Here is an 18,015-nt window from a genome sequence, read left to right as displayed (position 1 = left end):
AAGGATATCCGCGTAGCCGTTCTTTTCGACTTCCAGCGCCAGCTCGGGGCCACCGGACTTGATGATCCGGCCCGCCGCCATGATGTGCACGACATCGGGTTTGATGTGATCCAGCAGGCGCTGGTAGTGGGTGATCACCAGGAAGGACCGGCCCGCGTCCCGCAGCGCGTTCACGCCATCGGAAACCAGCTTCATCGCGTCCACGTCCAGGCCGGAGTCGGTCTCGTCCAGGATGCACATCTTGGGCTCAAGCATGGCCATCTGCAGGATCTCGTTACGCTTCTTCTCACCACCGGAGAAGCCCACGTTCACCGGGCGCTTCAGCATGTCGGCGTCGATCTTCAGGCTCTTGGCCTTCTCGCGCACGACCTTCAGGAAGTCCGCCGCGCTCAGCTCTTCTTCGCCGCGCGCCTTGCGCTGTGCGTTCACCGCCGTGCGCAGGAAGGTCATGTTGCCCACGCCGGGGATTTCCACCGGGTATTGGAACGCCAGGAACAGGCCCGCCGCGGCGCGCTCTTCGGGTTCCATGTCAAGCAGGTCCTCGCCCAGAAGCGTGGCGGAGCCTTCGGTGACCTCGTAGCCGTCACGCCCGGACAGAACGTAGCTCAGCGTGGATTTGCCAGAGCCGTTCGGGCCCATGATCGCATGCACGCTGCCGGGCTCGATCTTGAGGTCGACACCCTTGAGGATCTTCTTGTCCTCTTCTTCAAGTTCGACGTGCAGGTTTTTGATTTCCAACATATTTTTATTCCTTCCCATACCTGCCTTCAGGCATGTGTCATCATACGGTAAATGTCGATCATCCGGTCCGCGGGGACCGGCATCGGCGCGATATCGAATACAGCCAGGCGGCCGATCAGGGTCGGCTGGCCCACGAAATCCTCGATCTCGTGGTACTGGCTGCGGTTTGTGTAGTCGTCCAGAAGCAGCGTCAGCGGCACGGGAGAGCGGAAGGCCGCGGCCAGCACGCAGCCGGTGCGGAACCGCCCGTCCACCAGCACCACGTCGGGCTGCGGAAGGTCCTTGCCCAGGCGATCCCAGATGGCCAGCGGATAGGCCGGATAGCCCCGCCACGCGCTGTCATCCACCGGGAACCCCCAGTTGCCCGTCGGCCCCACATCGGCATGGATCACCTCGGCCGGGGTGCTTGGCCCCACCTCCGCGATCCAGCCGCGCACCCGTTCCGCCCAGGCCCCGTCGCTTTCGACAGAGACCACGGGCGTGCCCAGTTCCGCCGCCAGCACGGTAGAGCCGCCGGCGCCGTATTCCAGCACCGCCCGCGCCTGGGCGTAAGCCATGCGCAGCGCCTCGGCTTCCTGGTCTGGAAAGACCAGTTCCGGGCGTTCCGGCAGGGTCACTGTCTCTGCGTCGGTCTTCACGAGGCGACTTCCATCCTTGCGGCCACGGCCTTCAGCCTTTCGGGCATGGCGCCGATCAGGGCCTCCTTGGACCTGGCGACACCTTCGGCATGCTCCAGCTTGCCCTGCGGCAACCGACCAAGGCGATCCGCCACCTCGCTGAGCGAGAGCGGCGTGCCAAGGTCCCGCCCGACACCACCGGCATAGTCACGGAACTTCAGTTCCGGCGACTGGTGGATGCCCTCGGGGCTCAGCCAGGTGCTTTGCACCCCGTAGCTGTCAGCCACGATCAACCCGTGCAGCGAAGAGCTGACCACATGGGCGCAGCGCGCGATCTGCTCGCGGCAGACCTCCACCGGCTCGCGGCGCACGTCGATCACCTTGATCGCAGGTTCGCGCGCTGCAAGCTCGGCGATCTGCGGATCGTCGATCTGCGACAGATGCGGGACCAGCCCGATCCAGTCTTCGCGCGTCTCCGGGGTCCCCATGGCCTCCACGGCCAGGATGCCCGGATCGCCCTGGGGGACGGTCTCAGGCATTCCCATCAGCTCCGCCGAAAGCGGCCCGCGCAGGGCGGCGATGTCCACCTTGTCCTGGAAGCCGACCGGAAAGGGACTGATGAAGCCGCTGCCCCAGATCGCCGGCCGCGGGCCGAAGGGCCAGCGCCGGCGGGCCCGGTGCGACTGGAAAAGGACCGACCCTGCCGCGAAACACTCCGCGCGACGCGGCTCGGCCCAAACCACCTTGCGGCCCGTTGCCCAGCCGGTCACGACCGGGGAAAGCGCGTCGCCGAAATTCGGCACGTCGTTCCACCAGTAGAGCCTGAGCGAGGGGCGGCCGCGGCGCAGCATCAGCCAACAGAGCCTTCCAGGGAGATCGCGACAAGCTGCTGGGCTTCCATGGCGAACTCCATCGGCAGCGCCTGCAGCACGTCCTTGCAGAACCCGTTGACCACCAGGGCCACGGCTTCCTCTTCGTCCATGCCACGCTGGCGGCAGTAGAAGAGCTGCTCGTCATCCACCTTGGAGGTCGTCGCCTCGTGTTCCACGCGCGAAGAGTTGTTCTTCACCTCGATATAGGGAACCGTGTGGGCGCCGCATTCCGACCCGATCAGCAGGCTGTCACACTGGGTGTAATTCCGGCTTTCCTTGGCCTTGGGATGCATCGAAACCAGCCCGCGATAGGTGTTCTGCGCCTTGCCGGCGCTGATCCCCTTGGAGACGATCCGGGACTTGGTGTTCTTGCCCAGGTGGATCATCTTGGTGCCGGTATCGGCCTGCTGGTAGTTGTTGGCGATGGCGATCGAATAGAACTCGCCCTGGCTGTCGTCGCCGCGCAGGATGCAGGACGGGTACTTCCAGGTCACGGCAGAGCCGGTCTCGACCTGCGTCCACATCACCTTGGCGCGGTCACCGCGGCAATCGGCGCGCTTGGTGACGAAGTTGTAGATGCCGCCCTTGCCGTTCTCGTCCCCGGGGAACCAGTTCTGCACGGTGGAATACTTCACCTCGGCGTCTTCCTCGATGATGATCTCGACCACCGCGGCATGCAGCTGGGCCACGTCGCGTTGCGGCGCGGTGCAGCCTTCCAGGTAGCTGACGTAGCTGCCCTTGTCGGCGATGATCAGCGTGCGTTCGAACTGGCCGGTGTTCTCCGCGTTGATGCGGAAATAGGTGCTCAGCTCCATCGGGCAGCGCACGCCGGGCGGCACGTAGACGAAGGACCCATCGGAGAAGACGGCGCTGTTGAGCGTGGCGTAGAAGTTGTCCGACACCGGCACGACAGAGCCGAGGTATTTCTTCACCAGCTCTGGATGTTCGCGGATCGCCTCGGAGATCGAGCAGAAGATCACCCCGGCTTCGCGCAGCTCCTTCTGGAAGGTCGTGCCCACGGAAACGGAATCAAAGACTGCGTCCACGGCGACCTTGCGGTCCGCCTGCACGGGCTCTTCGCCTTCTGCGGGCTCCACGCCGGCCAGGATCATCTGTTCCTTCAGCGGGATGCCCAGCTTCTGGTAGGTCTCAAGCAGCTTGGGGTCGACCTCGTCCAGGGACTTGGGCTTTTCTTCCATGCTCTTGGGGCGGGCATAGTAATACTGCTTCTGGAAGTCGATCTCGGGGTACTCGACCATGGCCCAGTCGGGCTCTTCCTTTTCCAGCCAGCGACGATAGGCCTGCAGACGCCATTCGGTCATCCACTCCGGCTCTTCGTTCTTCTCGCTGATCAGACGGACGATATCCTCGTTCAGCCCCATGGGGGCATAGTCCATCTCGATCTCGGTTTCCCAGCCGTACTTGTAAGTGCCCAAGTGGCGAACGGCGTCCACCGTTTCCTGGTCGACACCTTCCTTGGCTTCGACCGCAACCTGGGTCTTTGCTTCGGCCGTGCCCATGTCGGGCCTGTCCATGCGTGTCATTGCGTCACGTCCTGTACCTGATCACGCCGCGCGGGCGTGATGTTTCCGTCTCTGCGCCAGCCACGCGGTGGCAAAGCGCTCCAATTCCTCATCCGTCGTCAGCGGACCAAGACTGACCCGCAGCGCACCCGCCGCGGCAGCCTCATCGTATCCCATGGCCTGCAGGACCTTGCTGGCGCGCAGCTTGCCGCTGGAACAGGCAGAGCCTGCGCTGACGGCGAAACCGGCCAGATCCATCTGCATGACCTGGGTCTCTCCCTTCCAGCCCGGAGTCACCAGGCAGCTCGTGTTGGGCAGGCGCGCAGGGGCGCCGGACCCGGCGATCTCCAGTTCCGGCTCGGCGTCGCGCAGGCGCGCCTCAAGCCGGTCGCGGCGCGCGGCCACCTCGCCCCAGAGGCCCGCCGCAAGGTCCCGCGCCGCCGCCTCTGCCGCCGCGCCGAACCCGGCAATGCCGATGACATTCTCCGTTCCGGCCCGCCGGCCCATTTCCTGTCCACCGCCCAGAAGCCCTGCGGCCAGGTCGGTGCCGCGCTGCATAACCAGCGCGCCGATGCCCTTGGGCCCGCCCAGCTTGTGGGCCGAGACCAGGGCCATCCGGCAGCCCAGCCAGTTGAAGGCCAGGGGAAGCTTGCCGAAACCCTGGGTAAGGTCACTCAGAGCCAGCCCCTCGGGAAGAGATTGTACCACACCCGTCTCGCTGTTGGCGATCTGCAGCGTGCTCTGACCCGGGGCGGCAGGCGAAACAAGGCCGTTCCGATCCGCGTGAAGGCTCTCTTCAGCCCAGGCCAGCACCGCGTCATGTTCGATCCCGCAGGCCTGCAGGCCCCTGCCGGCCATCGCCAGCGCCGCGCCTTCGGTGGCGCCGGAGACAAAGACGATATCCGCCCCCTCGGCGCCAAGCGCTGCCGCGACCTGGCCGCGCGCCCTTTCGACCAGGGCCTTGGCCTTGCGCCCCTCACCATGGACGGAGGAGGGGTTGCCCGCCACATCCATGGCCGCGATCATTGCCGCGCGCGCCTCGGGCCGCAGCGGCGTCGTGGCATTGTGATCCAGGTAGCTTCTGACCATGGTTATACCCGCACCGTGCTGTGCAAGGGGGGCCAGCCCCCCTCGTCCCGGCCGCTGCGCGCCCGGCCCTCACCCCCCGGAGTTTCCCCGGCAAGAAGAAGAGGCAGTTGGCGGCTCAGCTGTCCGCGAACGCCCTGGCACGGCGCGCCTGCGCGGCGGGGGCAAGGCCCCGAACCGGGGACACGATATGCAGGGCGCAGGGTCATCGGTTCAGTCATCCACGACTTCGAAAAGATTCGGCACGGCCGGACAGGGGGCGAGTTCATTGCGCACCACGTCGCCCAGGGTCGTCTGGTGCAGGAAGACATAGACATGGGCCGAGAGGCCCTCCCACAGGCGGTTGGTGACCGATTGCGCGCGGCTGCCCGAAAGCCCGCCGCTGGCGCCGGCGCCCTTGTGCATGGCGCTCACGGTTTCATCCACCGCGGCAAGCACATCCACCACCCGCAGTTCCATCGGATCCCGGGCCAGGCGATAGCCGCCTCCCGGACCCCGCACGCTTTCCACCAGCCCCGCGCGGCGCAGCTTGACGAAAAGCTGTTCCAGGTAGGGCAGCGAAATCGACTGGCGTTTGGAGATATCCCCAAGCGCAACCAGGCAGCCTTCGGGCTGCAGAGCGATATCCGCGAGGGCAACCATCGCGTAGCGCCCCTTGGTACTCAGCTTCACCCCATGCTCTCCTTGCGGTTAGGGTTGTATTCATTGACCTTCGCGCCTGCGCGGACTATCTCGCTTTGAAGCCCACGCCGGGCCCTCCCGGCCGGTTTAGAACATTTCTAAGGTGACTTATAAAATTCGTCAAGAATTAAGCACCCCATGTAAGGACAGGTCTGCATGCCCGAGGTTATCTTTCCCGGACCGGAAGGTCGTCTGGAAGGCCGTTACCACCCCCAGAAAGATCGCGACGCCCCGATCGCCATCGTCCTGCACCCGCATCCGCAGTTCGGCGGGACGATGAACAACAAGGTCGTCTATAACCTGCATTACGCATTCTACAACATGGGCTTCACCGTCCTGCGGTTCAATTTCCGCGGTGTCGGTCGCAGCCAGGGGGAATACGATCAGGGCGTCGGAGAGCTTTCCGATGCGGCATCCGCGCTGGATTACCTGCAAAGCATGAACTCCAACTCCAAGCATTGCTGGGTTGCGGGCTTCTCCTTCGGCGCCTGGATCGGCATGCAACTGCTGATGCGCCGGCCCGAGATCACGGGCTTCATCTCTGTCTCGCCGCCAGCGAACATGTATGATTTTTCCTTCCTGGCGCCCTGCCCCAGCTCCGGTCTGATCATCAACGGCGCGGCTGATCGCGTGGCCCCGCCCGCCGATACCACCGCGCTGGCCTCCAAGCTGCAAGAGCAGAAGGGCATCACGATCACCCATGAAGAGGTCCAGGGGGCCGGGCATTTCTTCTCTGAAGAAACGCAGATGGAACACATGATCGGCTCCGTTTCGGACTACGTGAAGCGCCGGCTGACCGAATCATCCCGCTGAACGCCGGGGGCGCGCGAGCCCCTGTTTCACCGGCGAAACAGGCTTGACGGCCAGACAGGCCCGGCACCGCAAGGCGCCGGGCCTTTTCATGCGCGCCCCTCTCATGCACAGCCCTCTCATACACTCCAGCATCCCCCGCCCTTGCGCGCCCGCGGGCTTGCACCTTGCCCATGCCGGTCCTAGGGAGGGGGCGACGCAGAGGAACCGCCATGGATCTGACCCTTCCCCCCGATACCGCCAGGCTCGACGCCCAGCTTGCCTTCCTGACAGAGGCGGACCGGCTGAAGTCCGTCATCCGCGCCTCCACAATCCTGGACCAGTCGCGCCAGGAAAACACCGCCGAGCATTCCTGGCAGGCGGCGCTGGCGGCCATGATCTGGCTGCCCGACCTGGACGAGGCAGCTCTGGATCGCGTGTTGGCCATGCTGCTGCTGCATGACCTGGTAGAGATCGACGCCGGCGACCAGCCGATCAACGAACCCCATGACAGCGCGGCGCTCGCGCAGGCAGAACGCGCCGCGGCGGATCGGCTTTACGGGATGCTGCCCGGCGATCAGGGTCCCGCGCTGCGCGCCCTCTGGGATGACTTCGAGGCCATGGAAAGCGCCCCGGCGCGGCTGGCCAAATCGGTCGATTACGCCCTGCCGGTGCTGCAAAGCTTCGCGGCCAGGCCAATCCGGCCCGATCATCACGCGGTCGCGCAGGAAAACCTGCGCGAAGGCCGCGCCCGGCTGGTGGCAGAAACCCTGCCAGAGCTGCATGCCTACCTGCTGGCCGGCCTTGGCACGGCCAGTCACGACACGGCCGCACGCTGCACCTTCCTGGCAGAGGCCGACCGGCTCAAGCGCGTCGACCGCGCCACCACCCTCTGCGATGCCTCCCGCGCTGAGAACTCGGCCGAACACTCCTGGCACCTGGCGCTCTACGCCCTGGTGCTGGCCGAACACGCGCCGGCCGATGTCTCCATCTCCCGGGTGATCCGGATGCTGCTGCTGCATGACCTCGTGGAAATTGACGCCGGCGATGCGCCGATCTATGCCCAGACGCCGGAAAGCCAGGCGCATATGGAAGTGCTGGAGCTCGCCGCCGCGACACGCCTCTTCGGCCTTCTGCCCGCGCAGCAAGGCGAGGCGCTGCATGCTCTCTGGACGGAGTTCGAAGCCGCCCAAAGCCCCGACGCCCGCTTCGCCAAAGCCCTCGACCGGTTTCAGCCGCCCCTGCAGAACCTGGCCTCCGGTGGCCTCGGCTGGCGGCGCAACAACGTCACCTACGACATGGTGGAGGCCCGCGTCGGCGCGACGATCAAACGCTCCGCCCCCCATCTCTGGGATCACATCGCCCCAAGGGTGCGCCCCCTCACCGCCGGCACCTGACGAAAGCTATGGGTCCGGCCAACGCCGGCCCCACAGCCCCATCTCCGGCCGAACCATACCAAAGCCAGCCTCTTCTTCTTGCCAAAAAACTCCCGCCGGAGGCATCCAACAGCAGCCCGGCGCGCAGGCCCCGAAAAGACAGGCACGCCCCCTCACCGCAGCCAGGGGTCTGCCCCACCCACCCGCCCTCTGGCGTCTTCCCGGTCCCTCCGGCATCCTGCGCCCGCCAGCAGGAGGGCCGCCCGTGCGCTATTACGACCTTGGAACCTATTCCTTCCCCGTCACCACGACCGTGCCGGAGGCCCAGCTCTGGTTCGACCGGGGCCTGCTCTGGACCTATGGCTATCATCATGAAGAAGCGATGCGCTGTTTCACCCGGGCCCTGGCCGCGGATCCGGACTGCGCCATGGCCCATTGGGGGCTCTCCTATGCCTCGGGGCCGAATTACAACTACCCTTGGGCGCTGCGCGATGCCCAGGTGCGCCGCGACAGCCTGGCCCGGGCCCATGACGCCATGCAGCAGGCGCTCGCGCTGGCGGATCGCGTTACCGCGCCAGAGGCCGCGCTGATCCGCGCCCTGCCCGCCCGCTACCCGCAGCCTGAGCCGGCAGAGGACATGGGCCCCTGGGATACGGCCTTCGCGGCGGCCATGCGTGCCGCCCATGCCGCCCACCCCGACAGCCCTGAGATCGCCACGATCTTTGCCGAATCCATGCTGAACCGCACCCCCTGGGCCATGTGGGATCTCGCCTCCGGCCAACCGGCCGCCGGGGCCGATACGCTGGAATGCCGCGCCCTGCTGGAAGCCGCCCTTGCGCGCCCCGGCGGGATGAAACACCCAGGCCTGCTGCACCTCTACATCCACCTGATGGAAATGTCTCCGGAACCGCAAGCGGCCCTGCCCGCCGCCGATGCCCTACGCCGGCTGGTGCCGGATGCCGGCCACCTGGTGCATATGCCCAGCCATATCGACATGCTCTGCGGCGCCTACCAGGACGTGGTGCTCTGGAACCAGCAGGCCGTACGCGCGGACATGAAATGGTATGCCGAGCACGGCGGCATGGATTTCTACACCGGCTACCGCCAGCACAATTACCATTTCATCATCTACGGCGCGCTCTTCCTGGGCCAGATCGCCCCCGCGCTAGAGGCCAACCAGGCCCTGATCGACACGACGCCCGAAGAGGTGCTGCGCATTGAAAGCCCGCCCATGGCGGATTTCTTCGAATCCTACCTGGGCTTCCTGCCCCATATCCTGATCCGCTTCGGCAAATGGCGCGCGCTGATCGACCTGGAGCTGCCCCGGGACCGCGATCTTTACTGCTCGCTCACCGCCTTCACGCTCTACGGGCAGGCGCTGGCCCATGCCGCCCTGGGCGAGCTGCCCCAGGCGCTGGCGCGCGAACAGGACTTCCTGGCCGCCGCCGCCCGCGTTCCCGACACGCGGCTGCTGCACAACAACCGCGTCACCGACCTGCTGGAAATCGCCAAGACCATGCTGCGCGGAGAGATCCTCTACCGTCAGCAGGAGTTCGATGCGGCTTTTGCCGCGCTGCGCCGCTCCGTCGCGTTGGATGACACCCTGCCCTATGACGAACCCTGGGGCTGGATGCAGCCACCCCGCCACGCGCTTGGTGCGCTGCTTTTCGAACAGGGCCGCGTGACAGAGGCCGAACAGGTCTTCCGAGAGGACCTCGGCCTTGTGCCGGGCCTGTCGCGGGCCTCCATCCACCCGGACAATGTCTGGGCGCTCAAAGGCCTGCATGACTGTCTGGCCGCCACCGCGGGGCCAGACAGTGCCCACCCGGAGCTGGCGCTGATCCGCCAGCGGCTGGACCTGGCCCTCGCGCGGGCCGATACCGCCCTGGCGGCCTCCTGCTTCTGCGCCCAGGCGGCGATGCAACAACAGGGCTGCTGCGGGAATAGCTGACAGAGGTCAGATATATCTTGCACCCTCCGAATAGCTGACTAAGGTCAGATACCATGGATACTGTCTCTGCCGCCCGCATCCGCCGCTTCAGCCGCGCCGTCACCACCGCCCTTGGCGTGCTGGATCAAAGCTTCCTTGGCCGGGGGCGCCCGCTGGGCATTGCCCGGGTCCTCAATGCCGTGGGCCATGGCCGTGGCGACGTGGCAGAGCTGCGCAGCTACCTGGGCCTTGATTCCGGCCAGCTGTCCCGCGCCCTGCGCCAGCTGGAGGACGAGGGCCTGCTGACCACCGCCCCGGCAGAGGGCGACGCCCGCCGCCGCATCGCGCAGCTGACGCCCGCAGGCGAAGCGGAATTCGCGCAATACGAACGCCTCTCTGACGGCCATGCCCTGGCCCTGCTGGACGGTCAGAAAGACCCCGAAAGGATCCTGGCCGCCATGGATCTTGTCGCCAGCGCCTTGTCCCGGGACCGCATCACGATCGAACGCGCCACACCAGGCACGCCCGATGCGCTGTTCTGCCTGAACAGTTATTTCGCGGAACTGGCGGAGCGCTTCGAACAGGGGTTCGAGCAGCACCTCAGCTGCGACCCGGACGCCGCCGACCTGACACCGCCGCGCGGCAGCTTCCTGCTGGCGCTGTCCGATGGCGCGCCGCTGGGCTGCGTCGGGCTGAAGGGCACGGACAAGGGCTATGCAGAGATCAAGCGCCTCTGGGTCGCCCCCGCCGCGCGCGGGCTGCGCCTGTCACACCGCCTGATGGCCGCGGCCGAGGCCAGCGCCCGCGAGCTGGGCTATGGCTGCCTGCGGCTGGATACGAACTCCGCCCTGCCGGAGGCGATCGCGCTCTACCGCAAGACCGGCTGGCAGGAGATCCCGCGCTTCAACGCGGATCCCTATCCCGATCATTTCTTCGAAAAGCAGCTGGACTAAGCTCTTCCGGTCCGCCCCACGCGCCCCGTTGTCGGCAAAGCCTCCCGCGCCAAAAGCGACGGACTGTGCAACAGCCCGAAACACCGCTCCGGGGATGGCGGGCGGCGCGAGGCTCCGCCAGGAGCCAGCGCCGCACCCATTCCCGGGCAGTGATCAATTACCGAAAGCTTCGCCCACCGCGCGCTGCGCACCGACGTGATACCGACGCAATACCGACGTGAAACAGACGCGGCACCGACGCCCTTTTCAGCCCCGGAAAACGCCCCCGAAAGACCCGCATTTCGGCCCCTTCAGGCGCGCTTCTTCTCCACCGCCTTCTGCTTTGCCACGACCTTTTCGGCCAGGTCCTTGGCAATGGCAAAGGCGCCCTTGATCCGGTCTGCCTCTGTCTTCCACTCCCGCGCGACGATGATCTTGTTATCGCTGACCTTGGCCTTGCCGCCCTGGTCCTTGATGAAGGCGACAAGCCCCTCGGGAGAGGCGAACTTGTCGTTGTGAAAGCGGATCGTGGCGCCTTTCGGGCCGCCATCCAGCTTGGCAATCCCGGCCCTCTTGCACATGGCCTTGATCCGCACGACCAGCAGCAAGGTGTTGACCTCCTTAGGCAATTTCCCGAAGCGGTCGATCAGCTCGGCAGCGAAGCCTTCCAGCTCCACCTTCTTGGTCAGGCTGGACAGGCGCCGGTAGAGACCCAGCCGCAGATCGAGGTCGGGCACGTAGTCTTCCGGGATCAGAACCGGCACGCCCAGGTTGATCTGGGGCGCCCATTGATCGTCGGTCTCCGTCAGGCCCTCGGCCTCGCCCGACTTGATCTTGGCAATCGCCTCTTCCAGCATCGACTGGTACAGCTCATAGCCCACGTCGCGCATGTTGCCGGACTGTTCCTCGCCCAGCAGGTTCCCTGCGCCGCGGATATCAAGGTCTTGAGATGCCAGCGTAAATCCGGCCCCCAGCGTGTCCAGCGATCCCAGCACCCGCAGCCGCTTCTGCGCCGCATCGGTCAGAACCGCGCGCGGTTTCGTGGTCAGGAAGGCATAGGCCCGCGTCTTGGCCCGGCCCACGCGGCCCCGGATCTGGTAGAGCTGCGACAGGCCGAACATGTCGGCCCGGTGGATCACCATCGTATTGGCCGTGGGGATGTCCAGCCCGCTTTCCACGATGGTCGTGGCCAGCAGCACATCGTATTTCCCGTCGTAGAAAGCGTTCATCCGGCTGTCGAGTTCGCCGGCTGCCATCTGTCCGTGCGCCGTGACGTAAGTCACCTCGGGCACGTTGTTTTTCAGGAAATCCTCGATCTCTGGCAGGTCGCTGACACGGGGCACCACGAAGAAGCTCTGACCGCCCCGGTAATGTTCCCTTAGCAAGGCTTCCCGTATCGTGACCGCATCGAATTCGCTGACATAGGTCCGCACCGCCAGCCTGTCGACCGGAGGGGTCCCGATGATGGAAAGATCGCGCACGCCAGAAAGGCTCAGCTGCAGGGTCCGCGGAATGGGCGTGGCCGTCAGCGTCAGCACGTGGACATCGGTGCGCATCTGCTTCAGCCGCTCCTTGTGGCCCACGCCAAAGCGCTGCTCCTCGTCGATGATCAGCAGGCCCAGGTTCTTGAACCGGATGTTCTTGGCCAGAAGCGCATGGGTCCCAACGGCGATATCCACTGTGCCATCGGCGATCCCCGCCCGGGTGCGCGCCGCATCATTCGCATTAACAAAACGCGACAAGGGACTGACCTGAATGGGAAAACCACGGAAACGTTCGGCAAAGGACTGGGCGTGTTGGCGGGCCAACAGCGTGGTCGGCGCAATGACCGCCACCTGCACGCCGGACATGGCTGCCACGAAGGCCGCACGCAAGGCGACCTCGGTCTTGCCGAAGCCCACGTCGCCGCAGATGAGCCGGTCCATCGGGTGGCCGGACATCAGATCGCCCAGCACATCCTCGATTGCGCCCAGCTGGTCGTCGGTCTCCTGGTACGGGAACCGCGCCTGGAAGGCATCCCATTCGGCCTGCGGCGGCTCCAGGATCGGGGCCTTGCGCAGCGCGCGCTCCGCCGCGACGCGGATGAGCTTGTCCGCCATCTCGCGGATGCGCTCCTTGAGCCGGGCTTTCTTGGCCTGCCAGGCCCCGCCGCCAAGCTTGTCCAGAAGCCCTTCGTCATGGCCGTATTTCGACAGCAGCTCGATATTCTCGACCGGAAGGTAAAGCCTTGCGTTTTCCGCATATTCCAGCAGAAGGCATTCATGGGCGGCGCCGGCGGCGGTGATGACCTCCATCCCGTGATAGCGCCCGATCCCGTGGTCGACATGAACCACCAGGTCCCCGGCAGAGAGGCTTTGCGCCTCGGTCAGGAAGTTCTCTGCCCGCCGCTTGCGTCGGGCCGAGCGGATCAGCCGGTCGCCCAGCACATCCTGTTCAGAGATCACCGTCAGCGGACGGTCCTGCCATTTCCCTGTAAAGCCATGCTCCAGCGGCCAGATCGCCAGGTGCAGCCCGCTTTTGCCCAGGCCCCGCGCATCGCGCAGGTGCACGGCGCCCTTCAGGCCTTCGTCCTCGATCAGCCCGTCCAGACGGTCCCGCGCGCCCTCTGAATAAGAGGCGATGACCACCGGCCCCTCTTGAAGCCGCGCCTTAACATGATCCGCCAGAGCCTTGAAAAGATTTACATTCTCAAGCTGCCGTTCAGGTGAGAAATTGCGCCCCTGGCGCCCGCCGGCATCCAGTACGGCCGGCCCCGGACTTTGCGCCATGGGCGACAGCTGCAGACTGCGGCGCCCGGCGATCGCATCCTCCCAGGCGGCGTCATCCAGGTAGAGCATCCCCGGGGGCACGGGCTTGTAGACCGTGTCCATCCGGCCCTTCTGGCCCAGGGCAATCCGGCGGGTTTCATATTGATCCGCAATGGTTTCCCAGCGGGCCAGCCGCGCCGGCGTCACCTGGTCATCCAGCGTCACGCTGGCCTCGGGCAGGTAATCGAACAGCGTATCCAGCTTCTCATGGAAGAAGGGCAGCCAATGTTCGACACCCTGGTGCTTGCGCCCGGCGCTGACGGCCTCGTAAAGCGGGTCATCCGTCCCGGCGGCCCCGAACTCGATCCGGTAATTCTGGCGGAAGCGCGTGATCGCGGCCTCGTCCAGGATCACCTCGGAAACCGGGGCCAGCTCTACCACGTCCAGCTTTTCCGTCGTGCGTTGGCTGATTGGGTCGAAGCGGCGTGCGCCGTCCAGCTGGTCCCCGAACAGATCCAGCCGCACCGGCCCGCCGTCGCCCGGCGGGAAGATATCGATGATGCCGCCGCGCAGGGCGTAATCCCCGGGCTCCGTGACAGAGTGGGACTGCGAAAAGCCCATGCGTACCAGGAAGTTGCGCAGCGCCTTTTCATCAACCCGCGACCCGACGCGCGCGGTGAAGGCCGCCTCTTTCAGCACCTCGCGTGCGGGCACCTTCTGGGTGGCGGCGGTCAGCGTGGTCAGCAGGATGAAGCTTTTCGGCATCCCGTGCACCAGCCCGGCCAGCGCGGCCATCCGCGCGGCAGAGATATCGGCATTGGGCGACACCCGGTCATAAGGAAGGCAATCCCAGGCTGGGAAGACGACCACGGGCATGTCGGGCGCAAAGAAGCGCAGCGCATCGGCCATGGCCGCCATGCGCTTGTCATCCCGCGCGACGTGGATCACCGGGGCGCCGGTCTTGCGCACCTCTGCCAGCAGCAGGGCCGCGTCGTAGCCCTCTGGCGCGCCGCCCATCAGGAAATGTGTGTTATCAGCCATTTATCGCCCCAGAACGCCAAGAGAGGCATTGACGTACATGCCCCAGGTCGTGGTCAACAGAACCGCCAGCATCCCGATGCTCTGCACAGCGGCCTTGAGCCTGCGCAGCCGCAGGTAGATCGTCTCGCGGCTTTCATCCGCCGCGATCCGCCGCGCGGTGCGCACCGTCAGCACCAGCACCAGCAACAGGGGCAGCAGGATCAGGAACAAAGCCTGGGCGAATTCCAGTTTGTAAAGAAAACCCAGCATCGCCAGCGCCGTCAGCAGAAAGCTGATCGTGGCGACAGAGAAGACCCCGGTCCGCTCGGCCATCCGCGTCAGCCCCTCGACCCGCAGGCGCAGCAGCGTGAACAGGTCTTCCTCTGCGCGGCCGCCATCGCTGCGCGCCCTCAGGACCAGCGAATAGGACACGCCCATCACCCAGTGGCTGACACCGACCCAAAGCACGGCGAGAAAGATCCAGAACCACAGGTTGGAGAAGCTCCGAAGGTCCAGGAGTTCCGTTATCGAATCCCAAGGCGTCAAAAGCGCGCATTCCTCTGGCTGGGGCCCGTCGGGGCCGGTCTTTCGCGGATATAGCCCTGCCGGGCGGAAAAGCCTACCCCTGCGCCCAATGCCGCATTCTTCTTGAGCTTTCCGTCACTTCCTGCCACCTCTCGGGGAAGCTCTCCAGAGGACATGACGATGCAACCGATCCAAGCTCCCTTCCCCGCAACCCGCCTGCGCCGGACCCGCAAGTCCGCCGCGATCCGCGACCTGGTCCAGGAAAACGCGCTGTCGGTGAAGGACTTGATCTGGCCCGTCTTCGTCACCGAAGGCCATGGCGTGGAAGACCCCGTGCCCTCCATGCCCGGCGTCGTGCGGCGTTCCGTCGACAAGGTGGCAGAGGCCGCGTCAGAGGCCTTTGACCTGGGCATTCCGGCGATCTGTCTTTTCCCCTACACCCCCGGCGACAAGCGCTCAAAGGACGCGGCAGAGGCCTGGAATCCCGACAACCTGTCCAACCGCGCCACGCGGGCGATCAAACAGGCCGTGCCGGAGATGCTGGTGATGACCGACGTCGCGCTGGACCCCTATTCCGACACCGGCCAGGATGGCTATGTCGTGGATGGAGAGGTCGTGAACGATCCCACGGTTGCGGCGCTGGTGAAACAGGCCCTCAGCCAGGCAGAGGCCGGGGCGGATATCATCGGCCCGTCTGACATGATGGACAGCCGCATCGGCGCGATCCGGAATGCGCTGGAAACCGGTGGCCATGAGAACGTGATGATCCTGAGCTATGCCGCGAAATATGCCAGCGCCTTCTATGGCCCCTTCCGGGATGCCGTCGGCGCCTCTGGCGCGCTCAAGGGCGACAAGAAGACCTACCAGATGAACCCGGCCAATTCCGACGAGGCGCTGCGCCTTGTGGCGCGCGACCTGGCCGAGGGCGCAGACATGGTCATGGTCAAGCCCGGCATGCCCTACCTGGATATCTGCCGGCGGGTGAAGGACCAGTTCGGCGTGCCCACCTTCGCCTACCAGGTGTCCGGCGAATACGCGATGTTGCAGGCCGCCGCCCAGAACGGCTGGCTGGATGGCGACAAGGTGATGGTTGAAAGCCTGATGGCCTTCAAGCGGGCCGGCTGTGACGGTGTCTTAACCTATTTCGCACCTGCCTTTGCCAAGCTCACCGGATCGGCGTGATTCCGCGCGCCCTTGCCCGGGGCGCAAATTCGGTGACAGGGGCCGCTTCTAGGTTTACAAAAGCCGCGCAAGCCGGAAAACGGCACAGCGTCCCCAACGGACCAGATCAGACGATCACAGAGCATACAGACACAGCCCGCAAGGGCAGCAGAACGACAGGCAGATGACATGAACAACGTGACGAGACGAGGCTTCGTGCTGGGCAGCGCGGCCAGTGTGGCGCTGGCCCTTGCAGGCTGCGCCCAGGGCATCGGCAGCTCCGCCCCGGCAGAGATCGACGCACGGGTGGATGCCACCCTTTCGCAGCTTTATTCGGAATACCCCCAGACGCGGGAACTATCGTCGAAGGCCGCCGGTATGCTGGTCATGCCGCTGATGACCGAAGCGGGTCTGACCATCGGCGGTGGCTATGGTCGCGGCGCGCTGCGGGTGGGCGGCGTGACGGTGGATTACTATTCCGCCACCAAGGCCAATGTCGGGCTTCAGATCGGCGCCCAGCAATATTCCCACGTGCTCTTCTTCATGACGCCAAGCGCCCTGGCAGAGTTCCGCCGTGGCGATGGCTGGTCCGCCGGTGCCGATGTGGCCTATGCCTTTGCCAGCGACGGCGAGACCCTGCGCGCGGATACCACCACGGCGCGCTCGCCGGTGATCGCGGTGATCTTCAACCAGGCCGGCCTGCGCGTCGGCGCGACGGTCGAAGGCATCAAGTACTCGCGCATCCTTCCCTGATCAAAGCCTGCGGGGCCGCCCCTGTGGTGGCCCCGATGACGGCACGCCCGCGCCCCTAGTGATAGCGGAATTCGCCCGTCACGTTGCGCCATTCCCCGCTTTTCAGCTTCTTGCGATGGGCGAAGCGGACGGAATGCAGCATCCCTTCGATTTCCGACTGCCAGTATTCGATGAACCGGAACAGCCGCGGGTGATCCGGCGCCAGGTCGTAATCCTGCCAGACGAAGGTATTGAGCACGTGAACATGGTCCGGCAGGTGATAGGTGAACTCTGCCGTGGTCAGCCCGTAGCCCTTCAGAAGCAGCTCTGTTTCGCTCGTTTTCATCGCCATACCTCTCTCAGCATTTTTCTGCGTGAGAAAAATGATGCAGGAAGGAAATCAATTTTCAATGAAAACAGGATGTTAGCCACCTAACGGCCTGGCTGCCAAATGGGCGGGTCCGGCGGCATTGCACCCCAGATAAGCCCGGTGCTATAGTCCGCTCAACAAGATGTAGAATAGAACCGCGCACAGGCTCATATAGTGACCGATACCCCGGAACCCCCTGAAAACGAAGAACAAATTCCTGCTTCCGCGCCGAGTGGTCCGACCATCTCGATCGAAGAGGAAATGAAATCTTCCTATCTCGACTACGCCATGTCCGTGATCGTGTCCCGCGCGATCCCGGATCTTCGGGACGGGTTAAAACCTGTGCACCGTCGGATCCTCTTCGCGATGAACGAGGTCGGCAATACCCACGACAAGCCCTATCGCAAGTCGGCCCGCCCGGTCGGCGACGTAATGGGTAAGTACCACCCCCACGGCGACTCGGCGATCTATGACGCGCTGGCCCGGATGGCGCAGGACTTTTCCATGTCGCTGCCGCTGCTGGACGGCCAAGGCAACTTCGGCTCCATGGACGGGGACAAGCCCGCGGCCATGCGGTATACCGAGGTCCGCATGGACAAGCCGGCTGCCTACATGCTGGCCGATATCGACAAGGACACCGTCGATTTCCAGGACAACTACGACGGCAAGGACAAGGAACCCTCTGTCCTGCCGGTGCGCTTCCCCAACATGCTGGTCAATGGCGCGGGCGGTATCGCCGTCGGCATGGCGACCAACATTCCGCCCCACAACCTGGGCGAGGTCTGCGATGCCACCCTGGCGCTGATCGAGAACCCCGATCTGTCGACAGAGGAACTGATCCGCTATGTTCCGGGTCCTGACTTCCCCACCGGCGGCGTGCTTCTGGGCCGCTCCGGCGCGCGCAAGGCCTACC

The 18,015-nt window shown here is 65.2% G+C and carries 16 protein-coding genes; 7 read left to right on the top strand and 9 right to left on the bottom strand.

What is annotated here, in order from left to right; translation table 11 throughout:
* The 6 genes from sufC to HCZ97_RS19715 form a co-directional block, all read right to left on the bottom strand.
* Window positions 1–741 (bottom strand): Fe-S cluster assembly ATPase SufC (gene sufC / locus HCZ97_RS19740; protein WP_167690826.1); only part of this gene is annotated, 741 nt, incomplete at its 3' end.
* A gap of 26 nt (window positions 742–767) precedes the next feature.
* Window positions 768–1,379 carry a hypothetical protein gene (locus HCZ97_RS19735; protein ID WP_167690825.1) on the bottom strand — a complete coding sequence of 204 codons (612 nt, stop codon included), beginning with the start codon at window positions 1,377–1,379 and terminating at the stop codon, window positions 768–770.
* A complete protein-coding gene (locus HCZ97_RS19730; protein WP_167690824.1) occupies window positions 1,376–2,209 on the bottom strand; it encodes a polysaccharide pyruvyl transferase family protein in 834 nt (277 codons plus the stop codon). The genes HCZ97_RS19735 and HCZ97_RS19730 overlap by 4 nt, the downstream gene beginning before the upstream one ends.
* On the bottom strand, window positions 2,209–3,765 hold the full coding sequence (sufB, locus tag HCZ97_RS19725; RefSeq protein ID WP_254871618.1) for a Fe-S cluster assembly protein SufB: 1,557 nt from the start codon (window positions 3,763–3,765) through the stop codon (window positions 2,209–2,211). The genes HCZ97_RS19730 and sufB overlap by 1 nt, the downstream gene beginning before the upstream one ends.
* Before the next feature lie 30 nt (window positions 3,766–3,795).
* The gene (locus HCZ97_RS19720; RefSeq protein ID WP_167690823.1) at window positions 3,796–4,842 is read right to left on the bottom strand and encodes a cysteine desulfurase family protein; all 1,047 of its coding nucleotides are present in this window, start codon (window positions 4,840–4,842) and stop codon (window positions 3,796–3,798) included.
* A 210-nt stretch (window positions 4,843–5,052) separates the two neighbouring features.
* Window positions 5,053–5,511, bottom strand: a complete 459-nt coding sequence (locus tag HCZ97_RS19715; RefSeq protein WP_167690822.1) for an Rrf2 family transcriptional regulator — start codon at window positions 5,509–5,511, stop codon at window positions 5,053–5,055.
* Window positions 5,512–5,676: 165 nt separating this feature from the next.
* Here HCZ97_RS19715 and HCZ97_RS19710 point away from each other — a divergent pair, with 165 nt between their 5' ends.
* The 4 genes from HCZ97_RS19710 to HCZ97_RS19695 all read left to right on the top strand — a co-directional run bounded on the left by HCZ97_RS19710 (window position 5,677) and on the right by HCZ97_RS19695 (window position 10,568).
* Complete coding sequence (locus HCZ97_RS19710; RefSeq protein ID WP_167690821.1) at window positions 5,677–6,333, top strand: alpha/beta hydrolase; 657 nt, start codon at window positions 5,677–5,679, stop codon at window positions 6,331–6,333.
* Between the two features lie 209 nt (window positions 6,334–6,542).
* Complete coding sequence (locus HCZ97_RS19705; protein ID WP_167690820.1) at window positions 6,543–7,706, top strand: HD family hydrolase; 1,164 nt, start codon at window positions 6,543–6,545, stop codon at window positions 7,704–7,706.
* 244 nt (window positions 7,707–7,950) lie between these two features.
* On the top strand, window positions 7,951–9,636 hold the full coding sequence (locus HCZ97_RS19700) for a hypothetical protein (protein WP_167690819.1): 1,686 nt from the start codon (window positions 7,951–7,953) through the stop codon (window positions 9,634–9,636).
* 53 nt (window positions 9,637–9,689) lie between these two features.
* The gene (locus HCZ97_RS19695; RefSeq protein ID WP_167690818.1) at window positions 9,690–10,568 is read left to right on the top strand and encodes a helix-turn-helix domain-containing GNAT family N-acetyltransferase; all 879 of its coding nucleotides are present in this window, start codon (window positions 9,690–9,692) and stop codon (window positions 10,566–10,568) included.
* Between the two features lie 290 nt (window positions 10,569–10,858).
* Here HCZ97_RS19695 and mfd read toward each other — a convergent pair whose 3' ends face one another.
* Together mfd and HCZ97_RS19685 are read right to left on the bottom strand one after the other, a co-directional pair.
* The gene (gene mfd, locus HCZ97_RS19690) at window positions 10,859–14,335 is read right to left on the bottom strand and encodes a transcription-repair coupling factor (protein WP_167690817.1); all 3,477 of its coding nucleotides are present in this window, start codon (window positions 14,333–14,335) and stop codon (window positions 10,859–10,861) included.
* Window positions 14,336–14,860, bottom strand: a complete 525-nt coding sequence (locus HCZ97_RS19685; RefSeq protein WP_167690816.1) for a component of SufBCD complex — start codon at window positions 14,858–14,860, stop codon at window positions 14,336–14,338.
* A 159-nt stretch (window positions 14,861–15,019) separates the two neighbouring features.
* Here HCZ97_RS19685 and hemB point away from each other — a divergent pair, with 159 nt between their 5' ends.
* Window positions 15,020–16,021, top strand: coding sequence for a porphobilinogen synthase (hemB, locus tag HCZ97_RS19680; protein ID WP_167690815.1), 1,002 nt, complete (start codon window positions 15,020–15,022; stop codon window positions 16,019–16,021).
* 168 nt (window positions 16,022–16,189) lie between these two features.
* The gene (locus HCZ97_RS19675) at window positions 16,190–16,753 is read left to right on the top strand and encodes a YSC84-related protein (protein ID WP_167690814.1); all 564 of its coding nucleotides are present in this window, start codon (window positions 16,190–16,192) and stop codon (window positions 16,751–16,753) included.
* Between the two features lie 55 nt (window positions 16,754–16,808).
* Here HCZ97_RS19675 and HCZ97_RS19670 read toward each other — a convergent pair whose 3' ends face one another.
* Entirely contained in the window at window positions 16,809–17,078 is a 270-nt protein-coding gene (locus HCZ97_RS19670; protein ID WP_167690827.1) for an usg protein, read from the bottom strand.
* Window positions 17,079–17,276: 198 nt separating this feature from the next.
* Here HCZ97_RS19670 and HCZ97_RS19665 point away from each other — a divergent pair.
* On the top strand, window positions 17,277–18,015 hold a 739-nt coding region (locus HCZ97_RS19665), incomplete at its 3' end, for a DNA gyrase subunit A (protein WP_368484401.1).

The organism is Pseudooceanicola sp. HF7, from assembly GCF_011806405.1.
Classification (GTDB): domain Bacteria; phylum Pseudomonadota; class Alphaproteobacteria; order Rhodobacterales; family Rhodobacteraceae; genus Pseudooceanicola.
This window is presented reverse-complemented; position numbering and strand designations above follow the sequence as displayed.

What these genes read in the sequence shown, in the direction of transcription:
- HCZ97_RS19730 (WP_167690824.1), bottom strand. Translation starts at nt 2,209, where the DNA reads ATGCTGCGCCGCGGCCGCCCCTCGCTCAGGCTCTACTGGTGGAACGAC.
- sufB (WP_254871618.1), bottom strand. Translation starts at nt 3,765, where the DNA reads ATGGACAGGCCCGACATGGGCACGGCCGAAGCAAAGACCCAGGTTGCG.
- HCZ97_RS19720 (WP_167690823.1), bottom strand. Translation starts at nt 4,842, where the DNA reads ATGGTCAGAAGCTACCTGGATCACAATGCCACGACGCCGCTGCGGCCC.
- HCZ97_RS19710 (WP_167690821.1), top strand. Translation starts at nt 5,677, where the DNA reads ATGCCCGAGGTTATCTTTCCCGGACCGGAAGGTCGTCTGGAAGGCCGT.
- HCZ97_RS19705 (WP_167690820.1), top strand. Translation starts at nt 6,543, where the DNA reads ATGGATCTGACCCTTCCCCCCGATACCGCCAGGCTCGACGCCCAGCTT.
- HCZ97_RS19695 (WP_167690818.1), top strand. Translation starts at nt 9,690, where the DNA reads ATGGATACTGTCTCTGCCGCCCGCATCCGCCGCTTCAGCCGCGCCGTC.
- mfd (WP_167690817.1), bottom strand. Translation starts at nt 14,335, where the DNA reads ATGGCTGATAACACACATTTCCTGATGGGCGGCGCGCCAGAGGGCTAC.
- hemB (WP_167690815.1), top strand. Translation starts at nt 15,020, where the DNA reads ATGCAACCGATCCAAGCTCCCTTCCCCGCAACCCGCCTGCGCCGGACC.
- HCZ97_RS19675 (WP_167690814.1), top strand. Translation starts at nt 16,190, where the DNA reads ATGAACAACGTGACGAGACGAGGCTTCGTGCTGGGCAGCGCGGCCAGT.
- HCZ97_RS19670 (WP_167690827.1), bottom strand. Translation starts at nt 17,078, where the DNA reads ATGAAAACGAGCGAAACAGAGCTGCTTCTGAAGGGCTACGGGCTGACC.